Below are 24,351 nucleotides of genomic sequence, written 5' to 3'. Positions count from 1 at the left end.
GCCGGCGGGCGGTGTGCCGCAGCAGGGTGCCGCCGGGCCCAACGGCGCGGCGGGCGACGGGATCCAGGCCGCCCCGGCGGCCCCGCCCGCGCCGGTCGCCGCGCCCGAGGCGCCGCCCGCCGAGCCGGGCCGCTGGCGCCCGTGGCGGTTCCGGATGTCGAACGACGTGTGGGGCACCCCCGTGGTCGCCGACGACCTGCTCTACGTCACCTCCTTCGAGGTGCACGCACTCGATGTGGCCAGCGGGCGGCGGAAGTTCAAGACCCGCGACGTGGCGTGGGCGATGGCGGTCGCGGACGGCCGGATCCACGCCTCGGACGGCCCGACCCTCTACGCCCTCGACGCCGACGACGGCACCGAGCGCTGGCGGCTGGGCACCGAGGGCTGGGTCTACACCCTCGCGGCCGGCCGCGGCACCGTCGTCACCGGCACCCGGGGCGGCGGCGTCCAGGCGTGGGAGGCCGCCAGTGGCGAGCTGCTGTGGGAGATCGGCGGCGGCCAGACGGACTTCGAGACCGCCGAGGCCGGGCCGGTGCTGCACGACGGCACGGTCTTCGTCTGGGCCGACGCCCGGCTGAAAGCGCTGGAGCTGCGTACGGGCGCCGAGCGCTGGTCGTATCCGGTGGGCGACGCGGCGTCCTGCGGCGGTGTGCCGGTGCGGCTGCTGCCGGCGCCGGACGGGGCGGTCTATGTGGTCGCCGGGACGCGGGTGCTGGCGATCGACATCGCCCGCGGCGAGGTGCGCTGGCACTTCGAGGCGCCCGCGGTCTTCGTGAGCCCGCCCGCCTTCGCGCCCGGCCCGGCCGTCACCGGCGGTGGGATCTATCTGGCCGACTATCTGGGCACGGTCTACGCCCTCGACGCGGCCGACGGCCGGGACCGCTGGCGGATCGCCACCGAGGCCCGCCAGTCCACCGAGCCGGTGCTGGTCGCGCACGGCGCCGTCCACCTGGGCAGCGGCAAGGCGCTCTACACCCTCGACGCGGTGACCGGCACCCCGCGCTGGCGCTTCCAGGCGGGCGCCGAGGTGGTGGGCTCGCCCGTCGTCGCCGAGGGCCGGGTGCATTTCGGGTCGGCCGACCACTGCCTGTACACCCTCGACGCGATGGGCGGCCAGCTGCGCTGGAAGCTGGCGACCGGCGGCGAGATCACCGGCTCGCCGGTGGCGGTCGGCGGGGTCGTCTACGCGTGCAGCAAGGACCGCTGCGTCTACGCCCTGGACGCCGCCAAGGGGACGGGCCTGGCGCGGCGGCCGTAGGGTCGGTCCGGCCGCCGCACCAGGCCCGTCGCCGTGGTCTGCGCCCCGTCGGGCTCTACACCCCGTCGTCCGGGGGCTGTTGGGGCCCCGGTCCCGGTGGGCCGGGCCGGTCGTCCCGGCCGTGCGGGCCGGGCTGCCGCTGCTCCTTGCCCCACTCCACGGGCGGCATGGGCCGCTGCCGGTGGTCCGGCCGGGGCGGTGGCGGCGGGGGCTGCGGCTGCTGCCGGGTCGGTGGCGGCGGCGCCCAGGGGGCCGGGGGAGTGTCGTCCTCCGCGCGGTAGATGCCGTGGGTGTCCCCGGTGTACGGTTCCGGGCCCCAGTCCTCGGGGGCCCGTGGCGGATAGGGCTCGCGGTCGTCGTCGTAGCGTTCGAGCACCCGGCGCGGGCGCCCGCGCATGACCAGGGCGCCCAGGATCAGCAGCGCGCCGCCCCCGAGGGCGTTGGCCGCGCCGATGCCCAGCCCGTGGGTGCCGGCGGCCAACTCGCCCGCCGTCTGGCCCTGGCGGACCATCCACAGGATCGTGAAGCCCAGTACGACCAGGCCCGCGACGGTGATGAGCAGCCGCGAGCGGAGCACCACGCCGACCAGGGTCAGCAGCCCGGCGAACACCATGGGGAGGACCAGCGACCCGAACAGCGTGGCGCCGTTGTCGGTGATGCCGCTGAAGAGGTCCTCGATCCGCACATCGGAGCCGTGACGGCCGTCGTACCAGGGACGGAAGGGGCTCCAGACGGCGGCCGTCGCTCCGAGGAGGGCGATCAGGCATCCGAGAACGTTGCGCACCACCGGCGTCGCCTCGCTTCGGCTCGTCCTGCTCGACCTCCGTGACCGACGCTACGCCTGCCGGTCTGCACCCGCTAGACAGGCAGGGCCACCTGCGCCGGTTCGGACAAACGGGCCCGGCGCGGGCCGTCACCGGCTCTTGCTAGGGTGCCGTGCACGCGTCAACCCTTGGGGTGGCGTCGTTTCGGATGGATCTACGGGGGATGGGCAGACGTCATGCAGCAGTGCGCACGCACGGGTACGGCCGCCACGGTCGGTGCAGGAGGCATCCGTAAGGGGATCAGGGCGGCGGTCGCGGCCGGGCTGGCGGTGGCGGCGCTCGCCACGGTCAGCGGCTGCGCGTTCGCCCGCCCCAAGGTGGACCCCCCGCCGAACTTCCCGACCCCCTCGTCCTCCACCGGCTACAACCCGACGCCGTCGTACTCGTCGTCGTACACGCCGTCCTACAGCTACTCGCCGTCGCCGACCGAGGAGACCTTCGATCCGGACGGCCGCAGCGACGTGCGCGGCAGCGGCTGCGACTTCTCGGACTCGCTGCACCAGTTCACCTACACCGTCTCGATCACCAACCCGTCCAGGACGACCACGTTCTCCTACGACATGGCCGTGAACTGGATGAAGGCGAAGCCGGCGGACGGCACCGCCTACGGGCTGCACCAGCGCAGCATCGTGGTGGCGCCGGGCGCGACCGAGACCTACACCGCCCGGTACTCCCTGCCCGACAACAACTACCAGCGGTTCTGGTTCACTTGCCAGATCACCCGGGCGCACAAGACGAAGATGTGAACCCCGGGGCGGGCGTCATCTGACCGGCGGCGGCTGCGGGTTGCGCGGGCGGCCGGTGAAGAGCGCCGCCTGGCGGTCCGGCGGTAGATTGCCCAGCGCGATCAGCTGCGGGGCGTGCGCCAGCGCCTGCGTGCGGGCCGCCTCCTTGGCCGCCCACAGGGCCCGTACGGTGCCCTGGACGGCGTGGGTGGGCTGCGCGGCGAGCACCGCGGCGCAGCGCAGCGCCGCCGCCGCCGCGCCGCCGGGCGGGGTCAGCTCGGAGACCAGCCCGATCTCGTACGCCCGCCGGGCGCCCAGCCGTTCCGCGGTGCCCATCAGGGACAGCCGGGCGATCTCCCCGAAGGGCATCCGCTGCGCCATGTAGATGGCCTCGTAGGCGCTGACCATGCCGTAGGTGGTGTGCGGGTCGAAGAAGGTGGAGTTCTCGGAGGCGACGATGAACTCCGCCTCGCCCAGGAGGTAGAAGGCGCCGCCGCAGGCCATGCCGTCGACCGCGGCGACGACCGGTTTCCACAGGTCGTTGGCTTTGGGGCCGATGCGGATCATGGGGTCGTCGAGGGAGTACGGGGAGGCCGGCTGGGGCACGTCCGCGGCGCGGTCGATGCCGGTGCAGAAGGCCCGGCCGCCGGCGCCGGTGACCACCGCCGCCCGGACGGTGTCGTCGCGGCGGAACTCCCGCCAGAGGGCGGCGAGTTCGTCGGCGGTGGCGAGGTCGACGGCGTTGTGCCGCGCGGGCCGGTCCAGGGTGACCAGGGCGACCCCGCCGTCGGTCTCGGCGCGGACCCCGGGGGCGGTCACGGCCGCTCCAGGAGCCAGCGGGGCACGGTCACGCCGCCGGGCAGGGTGTGGAAGGCGACCTTCACCGGAGCGCCGATGCGCAGCCGGGCGGGGTCCACGGAGTTGAGTGCGCCGTCAGGCGTCGCGACGAGATTGCCGACGAGGCGGATGCGCGGTGCCTCGGCCAGCTCCACGACGATCGCGTTGTACGGCGCCTGGGCGGCGTACGCGGGCAGCAGCGGCGGGTGCGCCACCACGAACGACCAGATCCGGCCGCGTCCGCTCATCCGCTGCCAGTGGGCGGCGAAGGACCGGCAGTGCGGGCAGCAGGGTCGGGGCGGGAAGCGCGGTTCGTGGCAGTCGGCGCAGGTCTGGACGCGGAGTTCGCCGCGTGCCGCGTAGTCCCAGAACGGTGCGCCGTCGTCGTCGGGGACGGGAAGCAGCAGGTCGGTGGCGGGGTCCGGGCGGTTGTCGGTGGCGGGGGCCGGACGATTGTCAGTGGCGGGTGGCACGCTTGTGGTCATGGAATCACGGACTGTGACGGATGGGTGGGTGGATGCCGGCTCGGGTGCGTTCATCGGGTGTCAACTCCTCAGCAGCAGGGCGGAGGTGGGCACGCCCTCGCCCCCGGTGACCAGGCAGGTGGCGGCGTCCGGGACCTGTGCGGTGCTGGTGCCGCGCAGCTGCCGGACGCCTTCGGTGATGAGGTTGAAGCCGTGGACGTACGCCTCGGAGAGACCGCCGCCGCCGGTGTTGAGGGGGAGCCGGCCGCCGGTCTCCAGGGCGCCGCCCTCGGTGAAGGCCGCGCCCTCGCCGCGTCCGCAGAATCCGTATCCCTCCAGCGAGAGGGGGACCAGGGGGGTGAACGCGTCATAGATCTGTGCCACGTCGACGTCCTGCGGGCCGAGGTCGGCGCCCTTCCAGAGGTGCCGGGCGGCGGTCCAGGCGGGGCCGGTGAGCGGGTCGTCGTTCCAGTAGTTGACCATGCCGTGGTGCTGGGCGGGCAGCCCCTGCGCGGCGGCGTGGACGTAGACGGGCCGGCGGCGGCAGTCGCGGGCGCGCTCGGCACGGACCACGACGCAGGCCAGCGCCCCGTCCGTCTCCAGGCAGTTGTCGAAGAGGCAGAGCGGTTCGCTGATCCAGCGCGCGGTCATGTACATCTCCCGGGTCAGCGGGCGGTCGTACATGATCGCGGCCGGGTTCTGGTTGGCGCGGTTGCGGCAGGCGAGGGCGACGTTGAAGAAGTGGTCCCGGGTGGCGCCGTATTCGTGCATATAGCGCCGGGCCAGCATGCCGATCTCGTCGGCGGGGCGGAGCAGTCCGCACGGGCGGGTCCACTGCGCCGGGGTGGGCAGCTGGACGTGGGTGTCGGTCCACGGCCGCGGTCCCGAACCGCGTTTGCGGGACCGCCAGGCGACGCCGACGCCCGCCTGTCCGGTGGCGAGGGCGGCGGCCAGGTGCGCCACCGTCGCACAGGAACCGCCGCCCCCGTAGCCGACCTTGGAGAAGTGGGTGACGTCGCCGGCGCCGATGGACTTGGCGATCTCCACCTCATCGGTCTCCTCCATGGTGTAGGAGGCGAAGGCGTCGACCTCCGAGGGGTCGATGCCGGCGTCGTCCAGTGCCGCGATGATGGCCCGGCAGGCCAAGTACTTTTCGGATTCGGGGAGTTGTTTGGCAAAGGGAGTCTGTCCGATACCGACTATCGCCGTAGCGTCCTTGAGGGTCGCCCCCATCGCCACCTCCGTGGTCGGTCGTCCGTACTGACAGCGGAGGAGGCTACCGTTAATCTGACGGGCAGTCAGCTAGTGCGTTACGGCTCTTTGCTGGGAGGGAGCGCGATGCGCGAGAACCTGGATGCACGAGCGGATCTGGAACACGGCTCCCTCGCCCGGCTGGTGCGCACGGCCGCCGAGCGGTACGGCCCCCGGGAGGCCGTCGTCGAGGGCCGCACCCGGGTGTCGTACGCCGAGCTGGGCGAGCGGGTGGAGCGGGCCGCGGCGGCCTGTATCGCGGCCGGCGTGGCACCCGGCGACCGGGTCGCCATATGGGCGCCCAACACCCTCGACTGGATCGTCTCCGCCCTCGGGGCGGTCACCGCCGGCGCCGTCCTGGTCCCCGTCAACACCCGCTTCAAGGGCACCGAGGCCGCCTACGTCCTGCGCCGCACCCGCGCCAGGATCCTCTTCATCACGGGCGCCTTCCTCGGCACCTCGTACGTCGCCTCGCTGCGCCGCGCCGCCCGCGAGGGATCCGGCCGGGGCCCGCTGCCCGGACTGCCGCGGCTCGACCGGGTCGTGGTCCTCGCGGACGACGCCCCCGCCGACTTCACCACCTGGCGCGACTTCCTGGCCGGCGGCCGGACGGTGCCCGCCGACGCGGTCCGCACCCGGGCCGACGCGATCCCCGCCGACGCCCCCTCGGACATCATCTTCACGTCCGGGACCACCGGCCACCCCAAGGGCGCCGTGATCACCCACGCCCAGACCCTGCGCGCCTACGACGTCTGGAGCGAACTGGCCGGCCTCCAGGAGGGCGACCGCTACCTCATCGTCAACCCGTTCTTCCACACCTTCGGCTACAAGGCCGGCATCATCGCCTGCCTGCTGCGCGGCGCGACGATGGTCCCGCAGCCGGTCTTCAGCGCGCAGACCGCGCTCGCCAACATCACCGCCGAGCGGATCTCCGTCCTCCCCGGCCCGCCCACCCTCCACCAGCAGCTCCTGGACCACCCGGACCGGGCCCTGCACGACCTCTCCGCGCTGCGCATCGTCGTCACCGGCGCCGCCGTCGTCCCCCTGGAGCTGGTCGAACGGCTGCGCAGCGAGCTGAAGATCGCCACCGTGCTGACCGCCTACGGCCTGTCGGAGAGCTCGGGCGTGGTCACGATGTGCCGCCGCGGCGACCCGCCCGAGGTCATCGCCGCCACGTCCGGCCGCGCCCTGCCGGACACCGAGGTCCGGGTCGTCGACACCGCGGGCCGCCCGACGGCCCCCGGCCGCCCCGGCGAAGTCCTGGTCCGCGGCTACCACGTCATGTCCGGCTACTTCGAGGACCCGGTCGCCACCGCCCGCGTGCTCACCCCCGACGGCTGGCTGCGCACCGGCGACGTCGGCGTCCTCGACGCGGACGGCAACCTGCGGATCACCGACCGCATCAAGGACATGTTCATCGTCGGCGGCTTCAACGCCTACCCGGCCGAGATAGAGCAACTCCTCGCCCGCCACCCGGACATCGCCGAGGTCGCCGTCATCGGCATACCCGATCCCCGCCTCGGCGAGGTCGGCAAGGCCTACGCGGTCCGCCGCCCCGGCTCCGCGCTCACCGCCGACGACCTGATCGCCTGGTCGCGCCGCGAGATGGCCAACTACAAGGTGCCGAGGGAGGTGGACTTCCTCGCCGAACTGCCCCGCAACGCTAGCGGCAAGGTCGTCAAGAGGCGGCTGCGGGAGGGGAGTTAGCGACCTGTGTGCCGGGCCGCCCCCCCCCGGGGGTGCACCGGCGGGCGGCTGCGGTGTGCGGGCCCGCGGCCGGTCACAGCGTGATCCGCCCGCCGGCCACGCCGGTCGCCTCCGCCAGGGCTCGCATCCGGTCCGCGAAGCCGCCGTCCACCGTGCCGAACCACACACCGAGGTCCTCGGCCCCCGCGGCCTCCCAGTCGGCGACCTCGGAGGTGACCTCCGCGAGCGTACGGTCCGGACCGTCCCAGGCGATCCGGCTCCCGGCCGCGACATGGGGCGCGCCCGCGGCGGACCGGCCGGCCGCCGGCTCCCGCTCGAACCACCGCCGCCGCTCGGCGAATTCGCCCGGGGTCAGCCCCACCCCCTGCCAGTAGCCGCCGAACTCCGCCGCGCGCCGCAGCGCCGCGTCCGAGTTCCCGCCGATCAGAAACGGCACCGGCTCCTCCGGTACGGGCTCGAACACCGCGCGCTCGTCGAAGGACACCCGCCCGTCGTCGTACGGCCCGCCCGCCCCCGTGTGCAGGTGCCGCACCAGCCGCAGTGCGCGGTCCGTCCGAGCGCCCCGGGTGCCGAAGCCGACCCCGGCCGCCGCGAACTCGTACGGCTGCCAGCCGACGCCGACGCCCAGCACGAACCGGCCGCCGCTCAGCCTCGCCAGCGTCGCCGACTGCCGGGCGAGCAGCAGCGGTTCGCGCAGCGGGGCGATCAGCACCGACGTCCCGAGGGCGATCCGCTCGGTCCCCGCCGCGAGATACGCCAGCGCCGCCAGTGGCTCGTACACCCCGCCGTACGCCTGCGGGGGCGCCCCGTATGGCCCCGGCGGCAGCAGGTGATCCGGCAGCCAGACGCCCGCGTACCCCAGTTCCTCGGCCTGCCGCGCGAGCCCGGCCAGGTCCCGCACGGCCATCGCCGCGGACTCGGACGGCAGCACGACGTGCAGACGCATCCGCGTCCGCGTCCGCTCCTGCTCGTGCGGTCCGGCGTGCGGCGTGGCCCGGTGCGGCGTGGCCCGGTGCGGAGTGGAGTGGCGCGGAGTGGAGTGGTGCGCCGTGGACTGGTGCGGAGCGGAATGGTGCGGAGCGGAGTGGTGCCTGGCGGCGTCGTCCATAGGTGGGGGCCTCCCAATCCCGGAACTTTCGGTTCGACACCCCACTTCTAAGCCCTCACACCGATGTGAGGGTCAAGGGCAGGGTGGGGAGAGGCGGGAACGGGTGGGAACGGGAGTGAACGAGGCGGCACCGGCCTCGCTCACTCCCCGAAGCCTCCCCTCGGGCCCTCAGGCTCCAGGCCCCCAGGCTCCCGGCCCCCTCAGGCCCTCAGGACGGCCGGGGCCGTCCAGTCAGGGCATCGTCCGCTGAGCGCCACCACCCGGTCCAGCGGCGGCGCTCCCGGGCGACCGGAACCGGGTGGCCGAAGATCGTGCCGCGCCCGGGTCCGTCGGCCGAGGCCGCGGGCAGCGCGTACGAGACATCGCGCGTACGAGACATCGAGGGAGACCCCGCTACGCCGGCGCCCCGTAGCGCTCCCGCAACCGCGCCTTGAGCACCTTGCCCAGCGGCCCGCCGCGCGGCAGCTCCTCGGTGATCTCCAGCTGTTCCGGCAGCTTCTGCGTCATCAGCCCGGCCGCCCGCAGATGCGCGGTGAGCCCGGCCAGGGTGAGTCCCGGCGTGCCGTTGCCGTCCGCCGCTTCGGCGAGCGTGACCACCGCGCACACCCGCTCCCCGCGCTCCCGGTCCGGCAGCCCGATCACCGCCGCCTCCGCGACCGCCGGATGCGTGCGCACCAGGTCCTCGATCTCCTGCGCGGAGATGTTCTCGCCCTTCCTGATGATGATGTCCTTGAGCCGCCCGGTCAGCACCAGGTGCCCGTCCGCGCGCAGATACCCCAGGTCGCCGGTGTGGAAGCGGCCCTGTGCGTCGAACGCTTCCGCGGTCAGCGCCGGATCGGTGTAGCGCCGGCACACCACCGTCCCGGCGACCGTCACCTCGCCCGCCTCGCCGGTCGCCGCCTCGCTCCCGTCCGCCCGTACGACCCGCACCCGGGCGCCCGCCACCGGCCTGCCCACCGTGTGCGCCAGCTGCTCGTCGCTGTCGTACGGCGTCCCCATCGCGATCATCGGGCACTCCGTCATCCCGTACCCGTGCACGATCGCGCAGCCCAACTCCCGCCCGGCCGCCCGGTACAGTTCGGGCGGCAGCGGCGCCCCGCCGCCGGAGAGCAGCCGCAGCGACGGAATCAGCGGCCCGGCGTCCGGCGCGGTCGCCCGCCGGCGCCGCGACGCGTCGTGGAACGCCTGGTAGAACGCGGTACTCCCGCCCGCCATGGTCACCCCGTGCCGCCGGTAGACCTCGGCGGCCTGCCCCGCCTCGAACGCGTCGAGCACCACCGCGGGGAACCCGCTGACCAGCATCGCGATGACGTAGTCCGGCCCGGCGATGTGCGCGTAGGGGAACGCGATCGAGCCGACGTCGTCCGCCGACATGCCCAGCGCGGTCGCCAGCCCGACGCCGCCGGCGATGAGCGAGGCGTCGGTGTGCTCAACTCCCTTGGGCGCGGCGGTCGTTCCGGAGGTGTAGTAGACCCAGCGCGTGCCGCCGTCCTCTCCTCCCGGTAGCCCCGGTAGCCCCGGTAGCCCCGGTAGCCCCGGTAGCCCCGGAGGCTCCGGAAGCGTGTCCGGATCCCCCACGGGCAGCCCGCCCGCCACCGAGACGACCCGCACCCCGTCCCCGGCCAGCCCGCGCACCATCGCGTCGTGGTCGAACCCCCGCCACACCCCGGGTACGAGCACGAACTCCGCCGCCGACCCGGCCAGGACGAACCCGACCTCGCGCTCCCGGTGCAGCGGGATCACCGGCGTCTGCACGGCCCCCAGCCGCGCCAGCGCGAGCGAGGCGACGACCGTGTCGATTCGCGTGGGCAACTGCCACATCACCCGCGACCCGGCCCCGATCCCCAACCCCCGGAACCCGGCCGCCACGCGCAGCGCCTCGTCCCGCACCTCGCCGAAGGTCACGGTCCGCCCGTCCCCGTCGAAGAACATCGGCGCGCCCCCGGAGGCCCGCGCCCGGTACTCGACCAGTTCCCAGAGCGTACGGATACGAGCGGGGTCGAACACGGCGCGCCTCCTGGGGCGGGGCGGTGTCGGATTGTCGTGACTGTAGCAGCAAACTGACACTACGTCAGGTCTCCATGCCGTGACCCCGTGCAGAACGCCGGGGAGGGGGCGAGCGTGCGGCTCGTCCCCTCCCCGGCGGAATGTTCCGTGGTGCTACTGACGGGTGGCGTCGGGCTGTTGGGCCGGTCCCTGTCTGCCCTGCGTCACGAGTCCGGCGGCTATCGGGAAGTGGCTGTCATACGGGGAGAAGGCTGGGGCTGCGCTCGGAAAGTGGCTGTCGGCGACGGCCGGCGACGCGATACCGGCGACGGCCACCGCAAGGGCGACAAGGGCGAGCGCGCGCTTTCCTCGACTCATGGAACTCCTCGCTGAGAATTTGCTTTTGAACAGAGGGCGGATGTGCTCAGGTCGAACGTATCGTCAAGAGAGTTCCCAATAAGGGAAGTTCGGCACCATTGAGTGAACTGATGTGTGGTAGTGCCCGACCATGCATCCCCGCTACCCGGCGGGGACCTGGATGGCTGACGGGATACCGCGGCGATCTGCCGGACATGCCGCAGGGACCGGCATCGATGGCCCCCCTCCAAGCCATCGAACCGGCCCCTGCGATCCCCCGAACAGGCCCGTGAACCGGGTTGTTACTTGGTCTCTCCGACGGCCATCCGGCCGGTCTGGGGAGCCAGCGGACGACCGGCTTCAAGGGCGTCCTTGGTGGTGGCACGCGGCCCTGCTATGGGCATGTGACTGTCCATGGGCTTGACGACGTCGCGGTCGTCCTGGGTGGCGACATGCGGCGCCGCGATGGGCATGTGGCTGTCCATCGGTTTGACGACGTCGCGGTCGTCCTGGTTGGTGGTGGCACGCGGCGCTGCGATGGGCATGTGGCTGTCCATCGGTTTGACGACGTCGCGTTCGTTCGACTGGGGCGTTTCCTCTGCGGTCATGGTCTACTCCTCATCGGGCGCTTTCAGGAACGAACCCGTCCGGCGACTCCCCCGTGGGTCGCCGGACGGGCCGTTCCAGGGCCGAACACCTTAACGGTGGGGCCGAGCACCGAGCCGCTTGCCCCCCGAGGCGGCGGATCGGCACTAGAAAGAGTGCCGAGGAGCGATGAACGATCGATAAACGCCCCGTCATCGCCCGGTCCGGGGCACGCGGCACCTGCGTGGACCGCGCCACCGCGCCACCGCGCCGTCGGCCTCCGCTCGGCGGAGAGCGCCGTTCTCAGGCGACGGACGCGGGGGTCAGCAGGGCCTGCACCTCGCGGCCCTCCGGAGAGCCCAGGCCCTCGTACACCGACAGCGCTTCCTGCCAGCACACACGGGCCCGGCCGTGGTGCCCTATCTGGTTCAGCGCCCGGCCCAGCACCGTGAGGATGTTGGCGCGCCACCATTCGCCGCCGACACCGCGGAGTGCGGTGAGCGCCTGCTCGGCACGGTCGGCGGCGTCGGTCGGCCGGTTGCCGGCGAGGCAGACCTCGGCCAGGCGGAAGTGCGTCATCGCCACCCAGAAGCGCTGCCGGTTGCCCTGGAACAACGTCAGGGCCTCGGTCAGCTGCGCCGAGGCGTCGGCCAGGCGCCCGGCCTGGGTGTAGGCGAGGGAGAGGGCATACATGCCGTTCGGCAGCCGCCGGGTCGCCCCCGCCTCCCGGTAGATGGCGATGCCTTCCTCGGCGAGCGCTATGGCGGTGTCGACGCGGCCCGAATTCAGGGTGACACGTGACAGGTTGCAGAGGGCGCTGGCCTCCGACTGCCTGTTGTGGTCGGCGCGGAAGGCCGCCAGCGCCTGGTTCAGGTAGACCTCGGCGTCCTCGTTCCGCTGCTGGGCTCCCGCGATGATGCCGCGCTCGTTGGGGGCGTTCGAGGAGGCGAACGGGTCACCCGTCGCCATCCCCAGGAGCATCGCCGAGGTGGCGTGCTGCTCGGCGCGGTCCAGGCGGCCGGCGATGGTGTGCGCCGCGGCCAGCGAGGTGTGCAGACGCGCCTCGGCCAGTTGGTCGTCGGCGCTCTGCGCGGCGTTCAGCAAGAAGATGTTGGCCTGGGTGTATTGCAGTGCGTCGGCACCCGATTCGGACAGGTCACGGGTGACCAGCAGCAGGTCGACCGCGCGCCGCAGCGAGGCGGGGTCGACCGACTGCTGGGCGCAGGCGAGCAGGCAGCGCGCTTCGGCGAACAGCCACTCCAGCGCGACCGAGGAGTTCGCGAACGTGAGGCGATGGCTGTCGGGTACCGTCGCCACGTGGTCGACCAGACGGTCCCCCGGCCGTTCCAGCGCGTAGACCTGGGTTGCCGTCGCCAGATAGAAATCCAGCAACCGCGACAGTGCCGCATCCCGCTCCGACGGCGGGTGTTCGTCCCGTTCCGCGCAGGCCCGGGCGTACAGGCGGACCAGGTCGTGGAAGCGGTAGCGGCCGGGAGCGGCCGATTCCAGCAGGGAGGCGTCGACGAGGGATTCGACCAGTTCCTCGGCGTCATCGACGTCCATGTCGAGGAGCGCCGCCGACGCCGCGAGGGAGATGTCCGGGCCGTCGGCAAGACCCAGCAGCCGGAAGGCGCGGGCCTGGGCGGGTTCCAGCTGCTTGTAGCCGAGTTCGAAGGTGGCCTTCACGGCCAGGTCGCCGGCGCGGAGTTCGTCCAGCCGGCGGCGCTCGTCGGCGAGCTTGCTGGCCAGGGAGGAGACGGTCCACGTCCGGCGGGAGGCCAGCCGGGAGGCGGCGATGCGGATGGCCAGCGGGAGGAAGCCGCAGGCGCCGACGACCGCCATGGCGGCCTGCCGTTCGGACGCCACCCGCTCCTCGCCGACGATCCGGGCGAAGAGCCGGAGGGCCTCCTCCGGGCTCATCACGTCGAGATCGACAAGGTGCGCGCCGGCCAGGTCGATCATCCGTGAGCGACTGGTGATCAGCGCAGCGCAGCCCTCGGTGCCCGGGAGCAGCGGCCGGACCTGTGCGGCGTCCCGGGCGTTGTCCAGGAGCGCCAGGACGCGGCGGCCGGCGAGCGTGGAGCGGAAGAGGGCGGAGCGCTCCTCCAGGCCGTCGGGGATGGCGGAGTCCGGCGCCCCCAGGGCCCGCAGGAAGGCCCCCAGTACGGCCTCCGGCTCGGAGGGGTTGTGGCCCGCTCCCTGGAGGTCGATGTACAGCTGGCCGTCCGGGAAGTGCTCCCGCGCGGCGTGCGCGACATGTACGGCGAGGGTGGTCTTGCCGACTCCGCCGATGCCGGCGACCGCCGAGACCGCCATCACGCTGCCCTCGGCCGTCGCCAGCTGGTCGCCGAGCTCCTTGACGAAAGCGGCGCGGCCGGTGAAGTCCGCGACGGTCGCCGGGAGTTGGCGGGGACGGACGAACGTCGCCTCGGGTGAGCCGGAGTAGTCACCGGTCGCCGGCGCGTCCAGCTCCGTGTCCGCCCGCAGGATCCGCTGGTGGAGGTCGGACAGCGACGCGCAGGGGTCGACGCCCAGTTCGTCCGCGAGCAGCCGCCGGGTGTCGGCGTACACCGCGAGCGCCTCCGCCTGGCGGCCACTGCGGTAGAGGGCCAGCATCAGCAGTTCCCGCAGCCGTTCGCGCAGCGGGTGGGCGGAGGTCAGGGCGGTGAGTTCGGAGACCGCCTCGGCGTGGCAGCCGGCCTCCAGGTCGAGCTCCAGGCGGGTCTCGGTGAGCGAGAGCCGCCATTCCTGGAGGCGGGTCCGCTGGGTCTCGGCGTACGGGCCGGACAGCCCGGCCAGCGGCTCGCCGTCCCACAGGTCCAGGGCGGCGTCGAGGAGTTCACGGGCCCGGCCGCGGTCGCCGGCGGCCTTGGCCTTCTCCGCGTCCGCGGCGTACTGCTCGGCGGTGTCGTGGTCGAGGTCCAGGGGCAGTCCGTCGACGGACCGCAGCGCATAGCCACCGGACTCGCTGACCAGCGCGTCGGCGTCCGTGCCCAGGGCCTTGCGGATGCGGGACGCGTACGTGCGCAGCGCGGCGAGCGCGGCGTGCGGCGGTTCGTCGCCCCACAGGGCGTCGACGAGCTCGGGCGCGGTGGCGGTACGGCCGCCGCGCAGCAGCAACGCGGCGAGCAGTGCGCGCTGCTGCGGGGAGCCCGCTGCCAGCGGCGTCCCGCCGCGCCAGGCCCGTACGGGACCGAGCACGGTGAAGCGGAGCCGCTCCCGTACCTGCCCCGGACCGTCGTCCATGGTGTCCCCCTGCCCTGTCCCGTCCATCCGCGCCGTGCGCACCCCTGCACTGTGCGCAACGGTCAGTCTGCCTTGTCGCGAGCGTTTCCGTCAGTAGGGGTCCGGAGCGTGCACAAGACCTTCTCGGCCTCCCCCGGCGGCGGTTGGGCCGCCCCGCGCGGGCGCGCGGAAGGCCGGCTTCCACGGCCCTGCCCCGGCCCCGCCCCGGGCCTTCACCCGGCCCTTCACCCGTCCTTTCCGTGGTCACTCCATTGGTACGCCCATTGGTGACCTCATTGGTGACCTCAGTGGTGTACGCACGGATGTCCCCTGATTCCTTCCTGAATCCTTCCCGACTCCGTCCCGATTCGCTGATCTCCCCCTCGGCCGCAGGTACTCGGCCGCCTCTACCCGGGTTGCCGGACGGCATCCCTGACTGGCTGGTTTGTTTTCCGGGCGGTGCCGCCGTGACGGGTGAGGCGCCCGGGATACGTCTACCTACACGCCCCGTGTACTTGGCCGGTTCGTTTCCGCGGGGGCGGATTCGCGGCCCGCTCCCCGCCCCCGAAACCGTCCGTGGAGCCGCCCTCCTCGACGCCGGTCAACCCGCCGCAACTTACTGACGGTACGTCAGATCAGCGCTACCGTACCGCCCATGGAGAACAAGGAGACCAAGGAGACCAAGGAAACCACGGAGCCCAGGGAACCCTTCCCGCGGATCATCTCGGTGGACGACCACACCGTGGAGCCCCCCGACGTCTGGCGGGACCGGCTCCCGTCGAAGTACCGCGACATCGGGCCGCGCAGCGTCCGCGCGCCCGTGCGGGAAATGACCTTCGTCGGCGGCCGGTTCGCCCCGAAGATGGGCGCCCCCGGAGACGACGGCCCGATAGCCGACTGGTGGGTCTACGAGGACCTGCACCGGCCGCTGACCCGCCTCGACACCGCCGTCGGCCACTCCCGTGACGAGATCAAGCTGGAGGGCATCACCTACGAGCAGATGCGCCCCGGCTCCTTCAGCGTCCCCGAGCGGCTCGCCGACATGGACGCCAACCACGTCCAGTCCGCGCTCTGCTTCCCCACCTTCCCCCGCTTCTGCGGCCAGACCTTCACCGAGGCCAAGGACCGCGAACTGGGCCTGCTGGGGGTGCGCGCGTACAACGACTGGATGGTGGAGGAGTGGTGCGGCCCCCAGGCCCGCGGCCGGCTGATCCCGCTGACCCTCGTGCCCCTCTGGGACGCGGAGCTGGCCGCCGAGGAGGTCCGCCGCAACGCGGCCCGGGGCGTCCGTGCCGTCTGCTTCAGCGAGATCCCGCCCCACCTGGGACTGCCCAGCATCCACACCGACTACTGGGACCCGTTCCTGCGCGCCTGCGACGAGACCGGCACGGTCATCGCCATGCACATCGGCTCCTCCTCGAAGATGCCGTCCACATCGCCCGACGCCCCGCCCGCCGTCGGCTCCACGATCACCTTCGCCAACTGCTGCTTCTCGATGACCGACTGGCTGATGAGCGGCACGTTCGACCGCTTCCCGCACCTGAAGATCATGTACGCGGAGGGCCAGATCGGCTGGATCCCGTACATCCTGGAGCGCGCCGACGTCGTCTGGGAGGAGAACCGCGCCTGGGGCGGCGTCGCCGACAAGGTCCTCCGCCCGCCGTCCGAACTCTTCGCCGCCCATGTCCACGGCTGCTTCTTCGACGACGCCTTCGGCCTCCGGAACCTCGGCGCCATCGGCGTCGGCAACGTCCTCTACGAGACCGACTACCCGCACTCGGACTCGACCTGGCCCAAGTCGAGGGAGGTCGCCGAGGCGCAGATGGGGCACCTGGCCCCGGACGTGATCGAACGGATCGTACGCGGCAACGCGATCGAGCTGCTGGGGCTTACGGAGGAGGGGCTCTGGGGGGCTTCGGCGGGGACGACGAGCTGATCTGGAGCCTTCGTCGGGGCCGGGGCCGGGGCCGGGGCCGGGGCCGGGGCCGGGGACGGGGACAGGGTGGCTCGGAGTGCCGAACTCGAAGTTTCGGCTCGGCTTCTGGGAGGCAATTGCCGGAACGTATCCGAGCCCCGCAGCAGGGCGTGAACGGCTTCCGGGTGGTCCACGCGCGTTTCGTACTCCGGCTTCGAGCCGGAGTACGCGTCAACTCGGGCACCCCGATGCATGTCCTTCCCGGCCGGCGTCGAAGGCCGAGAGGCGCACCGTGGTCCCGTGGTCAGGTGGTGGCCACCACGGCTCTGATCAGGGGAGCCGGGTGGTGCCAGGACAGCGACCGGAAGCCGGCGACGTTGAGCGCCTTGGTGGCGGTGTGCACGGTGCGGGCCCTGCCGCGGCGTCCCAACCACATGGCAGGCAACCGGATCGGGGAGAACAGGTCGGCCAGCACCAACCGACCTCCCGGACCCAGGACCCTGGCGCACTCGCCAAGACCCCGGAGCTGGTCGGCCCAGTGATCGAAGGAGGTGGTGCTCACCACCAGGTCGAACGCCCCGTCGGCGAAGGGCAGCGCCTCCGCGACGCCCACGAACAATCCGATCCGCCGGTCCAGCCCGGGTACCCGCGCTGCTGCCGCAGCCATCTTCGGGGCCGGGTCCACGCCCAGCAGGCACGCGGCCGTGGGCGATCGGTACGCCAGCGAGCGCAGCAGCATGCCGGTCCCGCACCCCACATCCAGCACACGGCACGGAGACGGAACGGCGGCCAAGGCGATGTCCGCCGTGCGCTCCACGATGATCCGATGCGCCTGCCCCAGACGCCCGGCCTCATAGCCGACGGCACGCCGGTCGAACGCGGCGACGTCACGATCCCTGGACATGCACCAACCCTAGGGGCTGCTGCCGTCTTCCGGGCACCACCCGGCGCACCACCCTTGTCTGATGGTGCGTCACCTATCACCATGTCCCCGCGCTTCGGTGAAGTGGCGGTAATTCAGGTCCGGTTGAGGGGTGGAGGCGGGCATGGTGCAGGTTCTGCCGCAGGGGCGGCTCACGTACGGGATACAGCTTCCGGTGCAGTCGCAGAGCACGCTCTACGCGGAGGCGTGGGAGGCGGGGGCCGGGCCCGAGGACCTGGTGGCGGTGGCGCGGGCGGCGGACCGGGCCGGGTTCGCGTATGTGGCGTGCTGTGAGCATGTGGCGATTCCGCGGCGGCTGGCCGGGGCGATGGGGACGACGTGGTACGACCCGGTGGCCACGCTGGCGTATCTGGCGGCGGCCACCGAGCGGGTGCGGCTGCTGAGCCATGTCGCGGTGGTCGGGTTCCGGCATCCGCTGATCACCGCGAAGCAGTACGCGACGCTGGACCGGCTGTCGGGCGGGCGGCTGATCCTGGGGGTCGGCGCCGGACATGTGCGCGAGGAGTTCGAGGCGCTCGGGGTGCCGTTCGCGCGGCGCGGGGCGGTGCTCGACGAGACGATCGACGCGTTGAAGGCGGCGCTGGGGGAGGGCGAGTTCCCCGAGTTCTCGGGGGAGCGGTTCGCGTTCGAGGAGCTGGGGCAGGCGCCGCGGCCGGTGCAGACCCCGCGTCCACCGGTCTGGGTGGGCGGTTCGTCACCCGCGGCCGTACGGCGGGCGGCGGTGCGGGGGGACGGGTGGCTGCCGCAGGGGGACCGGCGGGAACAACTACCGGGACAGATCGGGAGGTTGCGACGTCTCCGGGCAGCGGCGGGGGTCGGGGAACCGGTGGAGATCGGGGCGATCGTGGAACCGGTGTATGTGGGGGAGCCGGGGTGGGACGTCGGGCGGTGGACGCTGACCGGGGCGCCGGAGCGGACCGCGGAGTCGCTGCGGGAGTACGGCGCGATGGGGGTGCGGCAGATCCAGGTGCGGTTCCGGAGTCGCAGCCGGTCGGAACTCGTGGCGCAGATGGCGGCGTTCGGGGCGGAGGTGGCCCCGTTGCTGAACGACTGAACGACGGTGCGGCTGAACTTCGGTGCGGCGGAACGACGGTGCGGCTGGGCGGATGAGTGCGCATGTAAGGGGCCGCTGTCCGTAAGTACACCACGAGGAGTGCAGGCATGGGCAAGCTCGACGGCCGGGTCATCGTCATCACGGGTGCGGCGCGCGGACAGGGTGAGCAGGAGGCGCGGCTCTTCGTGGCGGAGGGGGCGCGGGTGGTGATCGGCGATGTGCTGGATGGGCCGGGGGAGGCGCTGGCCGGGGAACTGGGGGAGGCGCGGGCCCGGTTCGTGCACCTGGACGTGGCCCGGGAGGACGACTGGGCCGGCACCGTGGAGGCCGCGAAGGGGGCGTTCGGGAAGATCGACGGGCTGGTCAACAACGCCGGGATCCTGCGGTTCAACGAGCTGGTGGATACGCCGCTCGCGGAGTTCCAGCAGGTGGTGCAGGTCAACCAGGTGGGGTGCTTCCTGGGAATACGGGCGGTGGCGCCGGAGATCGCGGCGGCCGGCGGCGGGACGATCGTCAACACCGCCTCGTACGCGGGGCTCACGGGGATGGCGTTCGTCGGCGCGTACGCCGCCACCAAGCATGCGGTGGTGGGGCTGACCCGGGTGGCCGCGCTGGAGCTGGCGGGCAAGGGGATCCGGGTGAACGCGGTGTGCCCGGGGGCGGTGGACACGCCGATGGCGAATCCGGCGGCGCTGGATCCGGACGCGGATCCGGACGGGGATCCGAAAGCGGATCCGAATGCGGGCTCGGACGCGGCCGGATCCTCGGCCGGATCCGCGCGCGCCGTGGACGAGCTGTACCGGAAGCTGGTGCCGTTGGGGCGGATCGGGCGGCCGGAGGAGGTGGCCCGGCTGGCGCTCTTCCTGTCGTCGGAGGACTCCTCGTACATCACGGGGCAGCCGTTCGTGATCGACGGCGGGTGGCTGGCGGGGGCCAGCCTGTTCTGACTGTTCTGAGGAGGGCCAGCTTTGAGGACGAGCTCAGGGGGACCGGGTCTGAGGAGGAGCTCAGGGGACCGGGCCTGAGGAGGAGCTTGGAGGACAGGGTCTGACGGCCAGCTCTGACGGCCAGCTCTGAGGACCGGCAGCCCGGGAGCGGGGTACACCGTGTCCGGCCCCGTTCCGATGGCGCGTCCCTCAGGGGGCTGCGGGTATTGACGGGCCCCGGCCCCGATGGAACAGTCGACCGCATCGAATCTGACGGTACGTCAGAAGAGGCTAAGGGACGGTGAACCCCCTTGGAATTCGGGCTCTTTGTGCAGGGCTATGTGCCCGCCGCGCGAGCGAAGGCCGATCCGGAGGCCGAGCACCACGCACTGATGGAGGAGACCGAGTACGTCATCCAGGCGGACGCATCGGGCTTCAAGTACGCCTGGGCCTCCGAGCACCACTTCCTGGAGGAGTACTCGCACCTCTCCGCCAACGACGTCTACCTCGGCTATCTCGCCCACGCCACCGACCGCATCCACCTCGGCTCCGGCATCTTCAACCCGCTCGCGCCGGTCAACCACCCGGTGAAGGTCGCGGAGAAGGTCGCCATGCTCGATCATCTCTCCAGCGGACGTTTCGAGTTCGGCTCGGGGCGCGGCGCCGGCAGCCACGAGATCCTCGGGTTCCTGCCGGGGGTGACCGACATGAACCACACCAGGGAACTCTGGGAGGAGACCATCGCGGAGTTCCCCAAGATGTGGCTCCAGGACGAGTACCCGGGGTTCAAGGGCAAGCACTGGGAGCTGCCGCCGCGCAAGGTCCTCCCCAAGCCGTACGGGAGGTCGCACCCGGCGATGTGGTACGCGGCCGGGTCGCCGTCCTCGTACGCGATGGCGGGCAAGAAGGGGCTCGGCGTGCTGGGCTTCAGCGTGCAGAAGGTCGCCGACATGGAGTGGGTCGTCGACTCGTACAAGAACGCGGTCAAGGACGCCGAGCCGGTCGGGGACTTCGTCAACGACAACGTGATGGTGACCTCGACGGCCATCTGTGCCGAGACGCACCGCAAGGCGGTGGAGATCGCCGTCGGCGGCGGGCTCAACTACCTCCAGTCGCTGCTCTTCCGCTACCACGACACCTTCCCGCGGCCGGAGGGCGTTCCCGAATGGCCCGAGCTGCTGCCCGACTACACAGAGGAGATCATCGAGCTGCTGATCGCGGAGGAGCTGATGATCTGCGGCGACCCGGACGAGGTGCTGCGGCAGTGCAAGCGCTGGGAGCAGGCGGGCGCCGACCAGCTCTGCTTCGGGCTGCCGATCGGGGTGAGCCGCGAGGACACGCTCACCACGATCAAGCTGATCGGGGAGCACGTCATTCCGAAGATCGATACGGATCCGGTGCACCGCACGACGCGGTTCCGGGCAGCGGCCGGCGGCTGACCGGCCGCTGACATCCGGGCGGGCGGGGGCCGACCGCCCGCTGACATCCCCGGCGGCCGGCAGCGACCACCCGCCGACACCACCACCGCCACCCGTTCCTCCCACCTGTTCCTCCCGCCCATTCCTCCCATCCGTTCCTCGCACCCGTCCCCACCCGTCCCCGCACCGGAAAGGACGCAACCCCCATGCTCGACCACCTCATCAAGGCCGCGACCGTCGTGGACGGCACGGGCGCGCCGGCCTCCGCGGCCGACGTCGGCATACGGGACGGGCGGATCGCGGTGATCGCCCGGCCGGGGACCGTCACCGAGGAGGCCCGGACGAGCGAGGACGCCCGCGGACTCGTCCTCGCGCCCGGGTTCGTCGACCCGCACACGCACTACGACGCCCAGCTGTTCTGGGACCCGTACGCCACCCCGTCCCTCAACCACGGCGTGACCACCGTCGCCGGCGGCAACTGCGGCTTCACCCTCGCCCCGCTCCACCCCGACCGGCCCGAGGACGCCGACTACACCCGGCGGATGATGAGCAGGGTCGAGGGGATGTCGCTGGTCGCGCTGGAGGAGGGCGCGCCGTGGAACTGGCACACGTTCGGGGAGTACCTGGACGCGCTGGAGGGGCGGATCGCGGTCAACGCGGGCTTCATGGCCGGGCACTGCGCGCTGCGCCGGCACGTGATGGGGGCGGACGCGATCGGCGGGCAGCCGACCTCCGCCCAACTGGACGAGATGCTGCGGCTGTTCCACGACGCGATGGACGCCGGGGCGTGGGGACTGTCCACCACCCAGTCGTCCACCCACTCCGACGGCGAGGGGAAACCGGTCGCCTCCCGGCATGCCCGCCCCGGCGAACTGCTCGCGCTGTCCAGGGCGGTGGGCGAGCACGAGGGCACCCAGCTGGAGGCCATCGTCGCCGGCTGCCTCGACCGGTTCGACGACACCGAGATCGATCTCCTGGTGGAGATGTCGGCGGCGGCCGGCCGGCCGCTCAACTGGAACGTGCTCACCATCGACGCCGCCGTACCGGAGCGGGTACCGCGCCAGCTCGTGCCCAGCGAGCGCGCCCGCAGCGCCGGCGGCCGGATCGTCGCGCTGACCATGCCCATCCTCACGCCGATGAACATGTCCCTGGGCACCTTCTGCGCGCTGAACCTCATACCGGGCTGGGGCGACGTCCTCGGCCTGCCGGTACCCGAGCGGATCGCCCGGCTGCGCGACGCCGGCGTACGGGCGGAGCTGCTGCGGCGCGCGGGCGGCAAGGAGGCCGGGATCTTCCGGCGGCTGACGAACTTCGAGCGCTATGTCATCGGCGACACCTACTCCGCGGCCAACAAGGGCCTGACCGGCCGGGTGGTGCGGGACATCGCCGCCGAGCGCGGCCAGGAACCCTTCCACTGCCTGGTGGAGATCTGCGCCAACGACGAACTGCGCACGGTGCTCTGGCCGATGCCCACCGACAACGACCCGGCCAGCTGGGCACTGCGCCAGGAGACCTGGCGGCACGACGATGTGCTGCTGGGCGGCTCGGACGCCGGGGCGCATCTGGACCGGATGTGCGGCGCGCCCTACACCACCCGCTTCCTCGGGGACTGCCTGCGTGGGCGCAAGCTCGTCGCGCTGGAGCGGGCCGTACAGATGCTCACGGACGATCCGGCCCGGCTGTTCGGGCTCCGCGAGCGCGGACGGATCGCCGAGGGGTACCACGCCGACCTGGTGCTGTTCGATCCGGAGCGGATCGACGCGGGCGCCGCCACGCTGGTGCACGACCTGCCCGGCGACAGCCCGCGGCTGGACTCGAAGGCGATGGGGATCGTGAGCGTGCGGGTCAACGGGATCGAGACGATCCGGGACGACGTGGTGACCGGCGCGGTGCCGGGGACCGTACTGCGGTCGGGGCGGGACACGAGGACGGTGAGCACCAGGTGAGTACGGGGGAGTGCCGGGTGGATACCGGGGAGTGCCGGGTGGATACCGGGGAGCGGCAGCCGAGTAAGGGGAAGCGCCGGGTGGAGGGGGAGTGCCGGTGAGGAGTACGGGAGGGCGCGTAGGCGGCGGCTCGGGCGGCTCGGGCGGCTCCGGTGGCCCCGGCGGCTCCGGTGGCCCCGGCGGCTCCGGTGGTTCCAGCGGCTCCGGTGGTTCCGGTGGTTCCGGTGGTTCCGGTGGGGAGGCCGACGGCGAGGGGCAGCGGAGCTTCATCGGAGAACAGCGGCCGTCGTTCGTCGCGGAACAGCGGCCGTTCATCGAGGAACAGCCGCTGCTCATCGAGGAACAGCCGCTGTTCATCGGTGGGAAGTGGGTGGCGCCCGAGGCCGGGCACTACGAGGTGATCAACCCCGCGACGGAAGAGGTCGTCGGGTACGCCCCGGAGGCGAGCCGGGCGCAGGTCGAGGCGGCGGTGGGCGCGGCCCGGGACGCCTTCGACGGCTGGTCGCGGACCGCGCCCGCGGAGCGTGCGGCCGTACTGGAGCGGGCGGCGCGGGTGATGCGCCGCGAGTCCGCCCGGTACGCGGCGCTGGCGCAGGCGGAGAGCGGGGCGACGACCGGAATCGCGCGCGCCCTCCAGGTCGGAGTGTCCGTGGCCCGCTTCGAGCGCTATGCGCGCGGTGCCCTGGAACCGGTGGAGACCGCGCTGCCACCGCAGGTCAACGAGGCCGGCCCGATGGGCGCGGCGGGGGTCTTCGGTGCGGTCGCGGTGCGCCGGCCGGTGGGCGTGGTCACCTGCATCACCTCGTACAACAACCCCTGGGCGAACCCGGCGGGCAAGGTCGCGCCGGCGCTGGCGATGGGCAACACGGTCGTGGTCAAGCCGGCTCCGCAGGACCCGCTGTCGGTGTACCGGATGGCGGAGGCGCTGGCCGAGGCCGGGGCGCCGCCGGGGGTGGTCAATGTCGTCACCGGGGCGCGGCCGGAGGTCGGCGAGGCGGCGGTGGCCGCGGACGGCGTGGACATGGTCAGCTTCACCGGCTCCACCGCCGTCGGGCAGAGGATCGCCGAGGAGTGCGGTCGCGGGATGAAGCGGCAGCTGATGGAACTGGGCGGCAAGGGCGCCGCGTTGGTCTTCGACGACGCCGACCTGGCCTCCGCGGTCTCCGGCATCGGCACCACCTTCTCCTTCTACAGCGGGCAGATCTGCACCGCGCCGACCCGGGTGCTGGCTCAGCGGGGTATCTACCAGCGCCTGGTGGACGGGCTGGCCCGGTACGCGGGGCGGCTGACGGTCGGCGACCCGCGGGATCCGGCCACGGTCGTCGGCCCGGTGATCTCCGCCGCGCACCGCGACCGCATCGAGGCGTATGCCGAACTGGCGGTGAAGGAGGGCGCCCGCCTGGTCACCGGGGGCGAGCGGCCGGCCCGGGAGTGCGGCTTCTACGTGGCGCCGACGCTCTTCGCCGACTGCACGAACGAGATGCGGGCGGTCCGCGAGGAGATCTTCGGGCCGGTGGTGGTCGTCGTCCCCTTCGACGACGAGGAGGAGGGCATCGCGCTGGCCAACGACAGCGATTACGGGCTGCTGGACTACGTCTGGTCCGGCGATGTGGCGCGCGCCTTCCGGGTGGCCGGGCGGCTGCGGGCCGGCGGGGTCGGTATCAACACGGTCGGCCGGAACATGGAGGCGCCGTTCGGCGGCTTCAAACGCAGCGGGGTCGGGCGCGATGTCGGCTCGTACGCACTGCACGCGTACAGCGAGCTGCAGTCGATCGTTTGGGCGGGATGAGGGAGCGGGGCAAGGGAACGGGGCGAGGGGAGC

19 protein-coding genes are annotated in these 24,351 nt (G+C 72.6%); 9 read left to right on the top strand and 10 right to left on the bottom strand.

Features of this window, described 5'->3' with window-relative positions; genetic code table 11:
• The coding region (locus RZ84_RS41155; protein ID WP_241777727.1) for an outer membrane protein assembly factor BamB family protein at positions 1–1,258 on the top strand (1,258 nt) is incomplete at its 5' end.
• A 55-nt stretch (positions 1,259–1,313) separates the two neighbouring features.
• Here the strand turns inward: RZ84_RS41155 and RZ84_RS15615 are convergent.
• Positions 1,314–2,045, bottom strand: a complete 732-nt coding sequence (locus tag RZ84_RS15615; RefSeq protein WP_043264832.1) for a hypothetical protein — start codon at positions 2,043–2,045, stop codon at positions 1,314–1,316.
• A 213-nt stretch (positions 2,046–2,258) separates the two neighbouring features.
• Here RZ84_RS15615 and RZ84_RS15610 point away from each other — a divergent pair, with 213 nt between their 5' ends.
• Entirely contained in the window at positions 2,259–2,828 is a 570-nt protein-coding gene (locus RZ84_RS15610) for a hypothetical protein (protein ID WP_043264831.1), read from the top strand.
• Positions 2,829–2,843: 15 nt separating this feature from the next.
• On the opposite strand, the gene RZ84_RS15605 is transcribed toward RZ84_RS15610, so the two are convergent.
• Genes RZ84_RS15605 through RZ84_RS15595 form a run of 3 tightly spaced genes read right to left on the bottom strand, consistent with a single transcriptional unit; the run spans position 2,844 to position 5,341 of the window.
• Positions 2,844–3,626, bottom strand: a complete 783-nt coding sequence (locus tag RZ84_RS15605; protein WP_043264830.1) for an enoyl-CoA hydratase/isomerase family protein — start codon at positions 3,624–3,626, stop codon at positions 2,844–2,846.
• The gene (locus RZ84_RS15600; protein ID WP_078894654.1) at positions 3,623–4,129 is read right to left on the bottom strand and encodes a Zn-ribbon domain-containing OB-fold protein; all 507 of its coding nucleotides are present in this window, start codon (positions 4,127–4,129) and stop codon (positions 3,623–3,625) included. Before RZ84_RS15600 ends, RZ84_RS15605 begins: the two co-directional genes overlap by 4 nt.
• A gap of 60 nt (positions 4,130–4,189) precedes the next feature.
• Positions 4,190–5,341, bottom strand: a complete 1,152-nt coding sequence (locus tag RZ84_RS15595; RefSeq protein ID WP_043264829.1) for a lipid-transfer protein — start codon at positions 5,339–5,341, stop codon at positions 4,190–4,192.
• Between the two features lie 105 nt (positions 5,342–5,446).
• Here RZ84_RS15595 and RZ84_RS15590 point away from each other — a divergent pair, with 105 nt between their 5' ends.
• Positions 5,447–7,066 carry a FadD3 family acyl-CoA ligase gene (locus tag RZ84_RS15590; protein ID WP_043264828.1) on the top strand — a complete coding sequence of 540 codons (1,620 nt, stop codon included), beginning with the start codon at positions 5,447–5,449 and terminating at the stop codon, positions 7,064–7,066.
• A gap of 73 nt (positions 7,067–7,139) precedes the next feature.
• On the opposite strand, the gene RZ84_RS15585 is transcribed toward RZ84_RS15590, so the two are convergent.
• The 5 genes from RZ84_RS15585 to RZ84_RS15570 all read right to left on the bottom strand — a co-directional run bounded on the left by RZ84_RS15585 (position 7,140) and on the right by RZ84_RS15570 (position 14,348).
• A complete protein-coding gene (locus RZ84_RS15585) occupies positions 7,140–8,174 on the bottom strand; it encodes a TIGR03619 family F420-dependent LLM class oxidoreductase (protein ID WP_241777726.1) in 1,035 nt (344 codons plus the stop codon).
• A 393-nt stretch (positions 8,175–8,567) separates the two neighbouring features.
• Positions 8,568–10,181, bottom strand: coding sequence for a class I adenylate-forming enzyme family protein (locus tag RZ84_RS15580; protein ID WP_043264826.1), 1,614 nt, complete (start codon positions 10,179–10,181; stop codon positions 8,568–8,570).
• Between the two features lie 153 nt (positions 10,182–10,334).
• A complete protein-coding gene (locus RZ84_RS38980) occupies positions 10,335–10,538 on the bottom strand; it encodes a hypothetical protein (RefSeq protein ID WP_157878839.1) in 204 nt (67 codons plus the stop codon).
• A gap of 281 nt (positions 10,539–10,819) precedes the next feature.
• Entirely contained in the window at positions 10,820–11,125 is a 306-nt protein-coding gene (locus tag RZ84_RS15575; protein ID WP_052229965.1) for a hypothetical protein, read from the bottom strand.
• 280 nt (positions 11,126–11,405) lie between these two features.
• On the bottom strand, positions 11,406–14,348 hold the full coding sequence (locus tag RZ84_RS15570; RefSeq protein WP_078893801.1) for an SARP-family global regulator AfsR: 2,943 nt from the start codon (positions 14,346–14,348) through the stop codon (positions 11,406–11,408).
• Positions 14,349–14,982: 634 nt separating this feature from the next.
• On the opposite strand from RZ84_RS15570, the gene RZ84_RS15565 reads away from it, so the two are divergent.
• The gene (locus tag RZ84_RS15565) at positions 14,983–16,263 is read left to right on the top strand and encodes an amidohydrolase family protein (RefSeq protein WP_052229964.1); all 1,281 of its coding nucleotides are present in this window, start codon (positions 14,983–14,985) and stop codon (positions 16,261–16,263) included.
• 283 nt (positions 16,264–16,546) lie between these two features.
• Here RZ84_RS15565 and RZ84_RS15560 read toward each other — a convergent pair whose 3' ends face one another.
• Positions 16,547–17,146: a class I SAM-dependent methyltransferase gene (locus tag RZ84_RS15560; RefSeq protein ID WP_052229963.1), complete on the bottom strand. Its 600-nt coding sequence runs from the start codon at positions 17,144–17,146 to the stop codon at positions 16,547–16,549.
• A gap of 142 nt (positions 17,147–17,288) precedes the next feature.
• Here RZ84_RS15560 and RZ84_RS15555 point away from each other — a divergent pair, with 142 nt between their 5' ends.
• The 5 genes from RZ84_RS15555 (at position 17,289) to RZ84_RS15535 (ending at position 24,318) form a co-directional block, all read left to right on the top strand.
• Positions 17,289–18,239, top strand: a complete 951-nt coding sequence (locus RZ84_RS15555) for a TIGR03619 family F420-dependent LLM class oxidoreductase (RefSeq protein ID WP_043264824.1) — start codon at positions 17,289–17,291, stop codon at positions 18,237–18,239.
• A 107-nt stretch (positions 18,240–18,346) separates the two neighbouring features.
• Positions 18,347–19,186 carry an SDR family NAD(P)-dependent oxidoreductase gene (locus RZ84_RS15550; RefSeq protein WP_043264823.1) on the top strand — a complete coding sequence of 280 codons (840 nt, stop codon included), beginning with the start codon at positions 18,347–18,349 and terminating at the stop codon, positions 19,184–19,186.
• A gap of 290 nt (positions 19,187–19,476) precedes the next feature.
• The gene (locus RZ84_RS15545; protein WP_043264822.1) at positions 19,477–20,604 is read left to right on the top strand and encodes an LLM class flavin-dependent oxidoreductase; all 1,128 of its coding nucleotides are present in this window, start codon (positions 19,477–19,479) and stop codon (positions 20,602–20,604) included.
• 185 nt (positions 20,605–20,789) lie between these two features.
• Positions 20,790–22,529, top strand: a complete 1,740-nt coding sequence (locus RZ84_RS15540; RefSeq protein ID WP_043264821.1) for an N-acyl-D-amino-acid deacylase family protein — start codon at positions 20,790–20,792, stop codon at positions 22,527–22,529.
• 328 nt (positions 22,530–22,857) lie between these two features.
• Positions 22,858–24,318: an aldehyde dehydrogenase family protein gene (locus RZ84_RS15535; RefSeq protein WP_107068278.1), complete on the top strand. Its 1,461-nt coding sequence runs from the start codon at positions 22,858–22,860 to the stop codon at positions 24,316–24,318.
• Positions 24,319–24,351: the final 33 nt, after the last annotated feature.

This window comes from Streptomyces sp. CT34 (assembly GCF_000805335.1).
Classification (GTDB): Bacteria; Actinomycetota; Actinomycetes; order Streptomycetales; family Streptomycetaceae; genus Streptomyces.
The sequence above is the reverse complement of the archived record's forward strand: the minus strand, read 5'-3'. Positions and strand labels throughout refer to the sequence as shown.

What these genes read in the sequence shown, in the direction of transcription:
- RZ84_RS38980 (WP_157878839.1), bottom strand. Translation starts at nt 10,538, where the DNA reads ATGAGTCGAGGAAAGCGCGCGCTCGCCCTTGTCGCCCTTGCGGTGGCC.
- RZ84_RS15595 (WP_043264829.1), bottom strand. Translation starts at nt 5,341, where the DNA reads ATGGGGGCGACCCTCAAGGACGCTACGGCGATAGTCGGTATCGGACAG.
- RZ84_RS15555 (WP_043264824.1), top strand. Translation starts at nt 17,289, where the DNA reads ATGGTGCAGGTTCTGCCGCAGGGGCGGCTCACGTACGGGATACAGCTT.
- RZ84_RS15590 (WP_043264828.1), top strand. Translation starts at nt 5,447, where the DNA reads ATGCGCGAGAACCTGGATGCACGAGCGGATCTGGAACACGGCTCCCTC.
- RZ84_RS15575 (WP_052229965.1), bottom strand. Translation starts at nt 11,125, where the DNA reads ATGACCGCAGAGGAAACGCCCCAGTCGAACGAACGCGACGTCGTCAAA.
- RZ84_RS15610 (WP_043264831.1), top strand. Translation starts at nt 2,259, where the DNA reads ATGCAGCAGTGCGCACGCACGGGTACGGCCGCCACGGTCGGTGCAGGA.
- RZ84_RS15600 (WP_078894654.1), bottom strand. Translation starts at nt 4,129, where the DNA reads ATGACCACAAGCGTGCCACCCGCCACTGACAATCGTCCGGCCCCCGCC.
- RZ84_RS15570 (WP_078893801.1), bottom strand. Translation starts at nt 14,348, where the DNA reads ATGGACGACGGTCCGGGGCAGGTACGGGAGCGGCTCCGCTTCACCGTG.
- RZ84_RS15540 (WP_043264821.1), top strand. Translation starts at nt 20,790, where the DNA reads ATGCTCGACCACCTCATCAAGGCCGCGACCGTCGTGGACGGCACGGGC.
- RZ84_RS15560 (WP_052229963.1), bottom strand. Translation starts at nt 17,146, where the DNA reads ATGTCCAGGGATCGTGACGTCGCCGCGTTCGACCGGCGTGCCGTCGGC.
- RZ84_RS15585 (WP_241777726.1), bottom strand. Translation starts at nt 8,174, where the DNA reads ATGGACGACGCCGCCAGGCACCACTCCGCTCCGCACCATTCCGCTCCG.
- RZ84_RS15550 (WP_043264823.1), top strand. Translation starts at nt 18,347, where the DNA reads ATGGGCAAGCTCGACGGCCGGGTCATCGTCATCACGGGTGCGGCGCGC.
- RZ84_RS15565 (WP_052229964.1), top strand. Translation starts at nt 14,983, where the DNA reads ATGGAGAACAAGGAGACCAAGGAGACCAAGGAAACCACGGAGCCCAGG.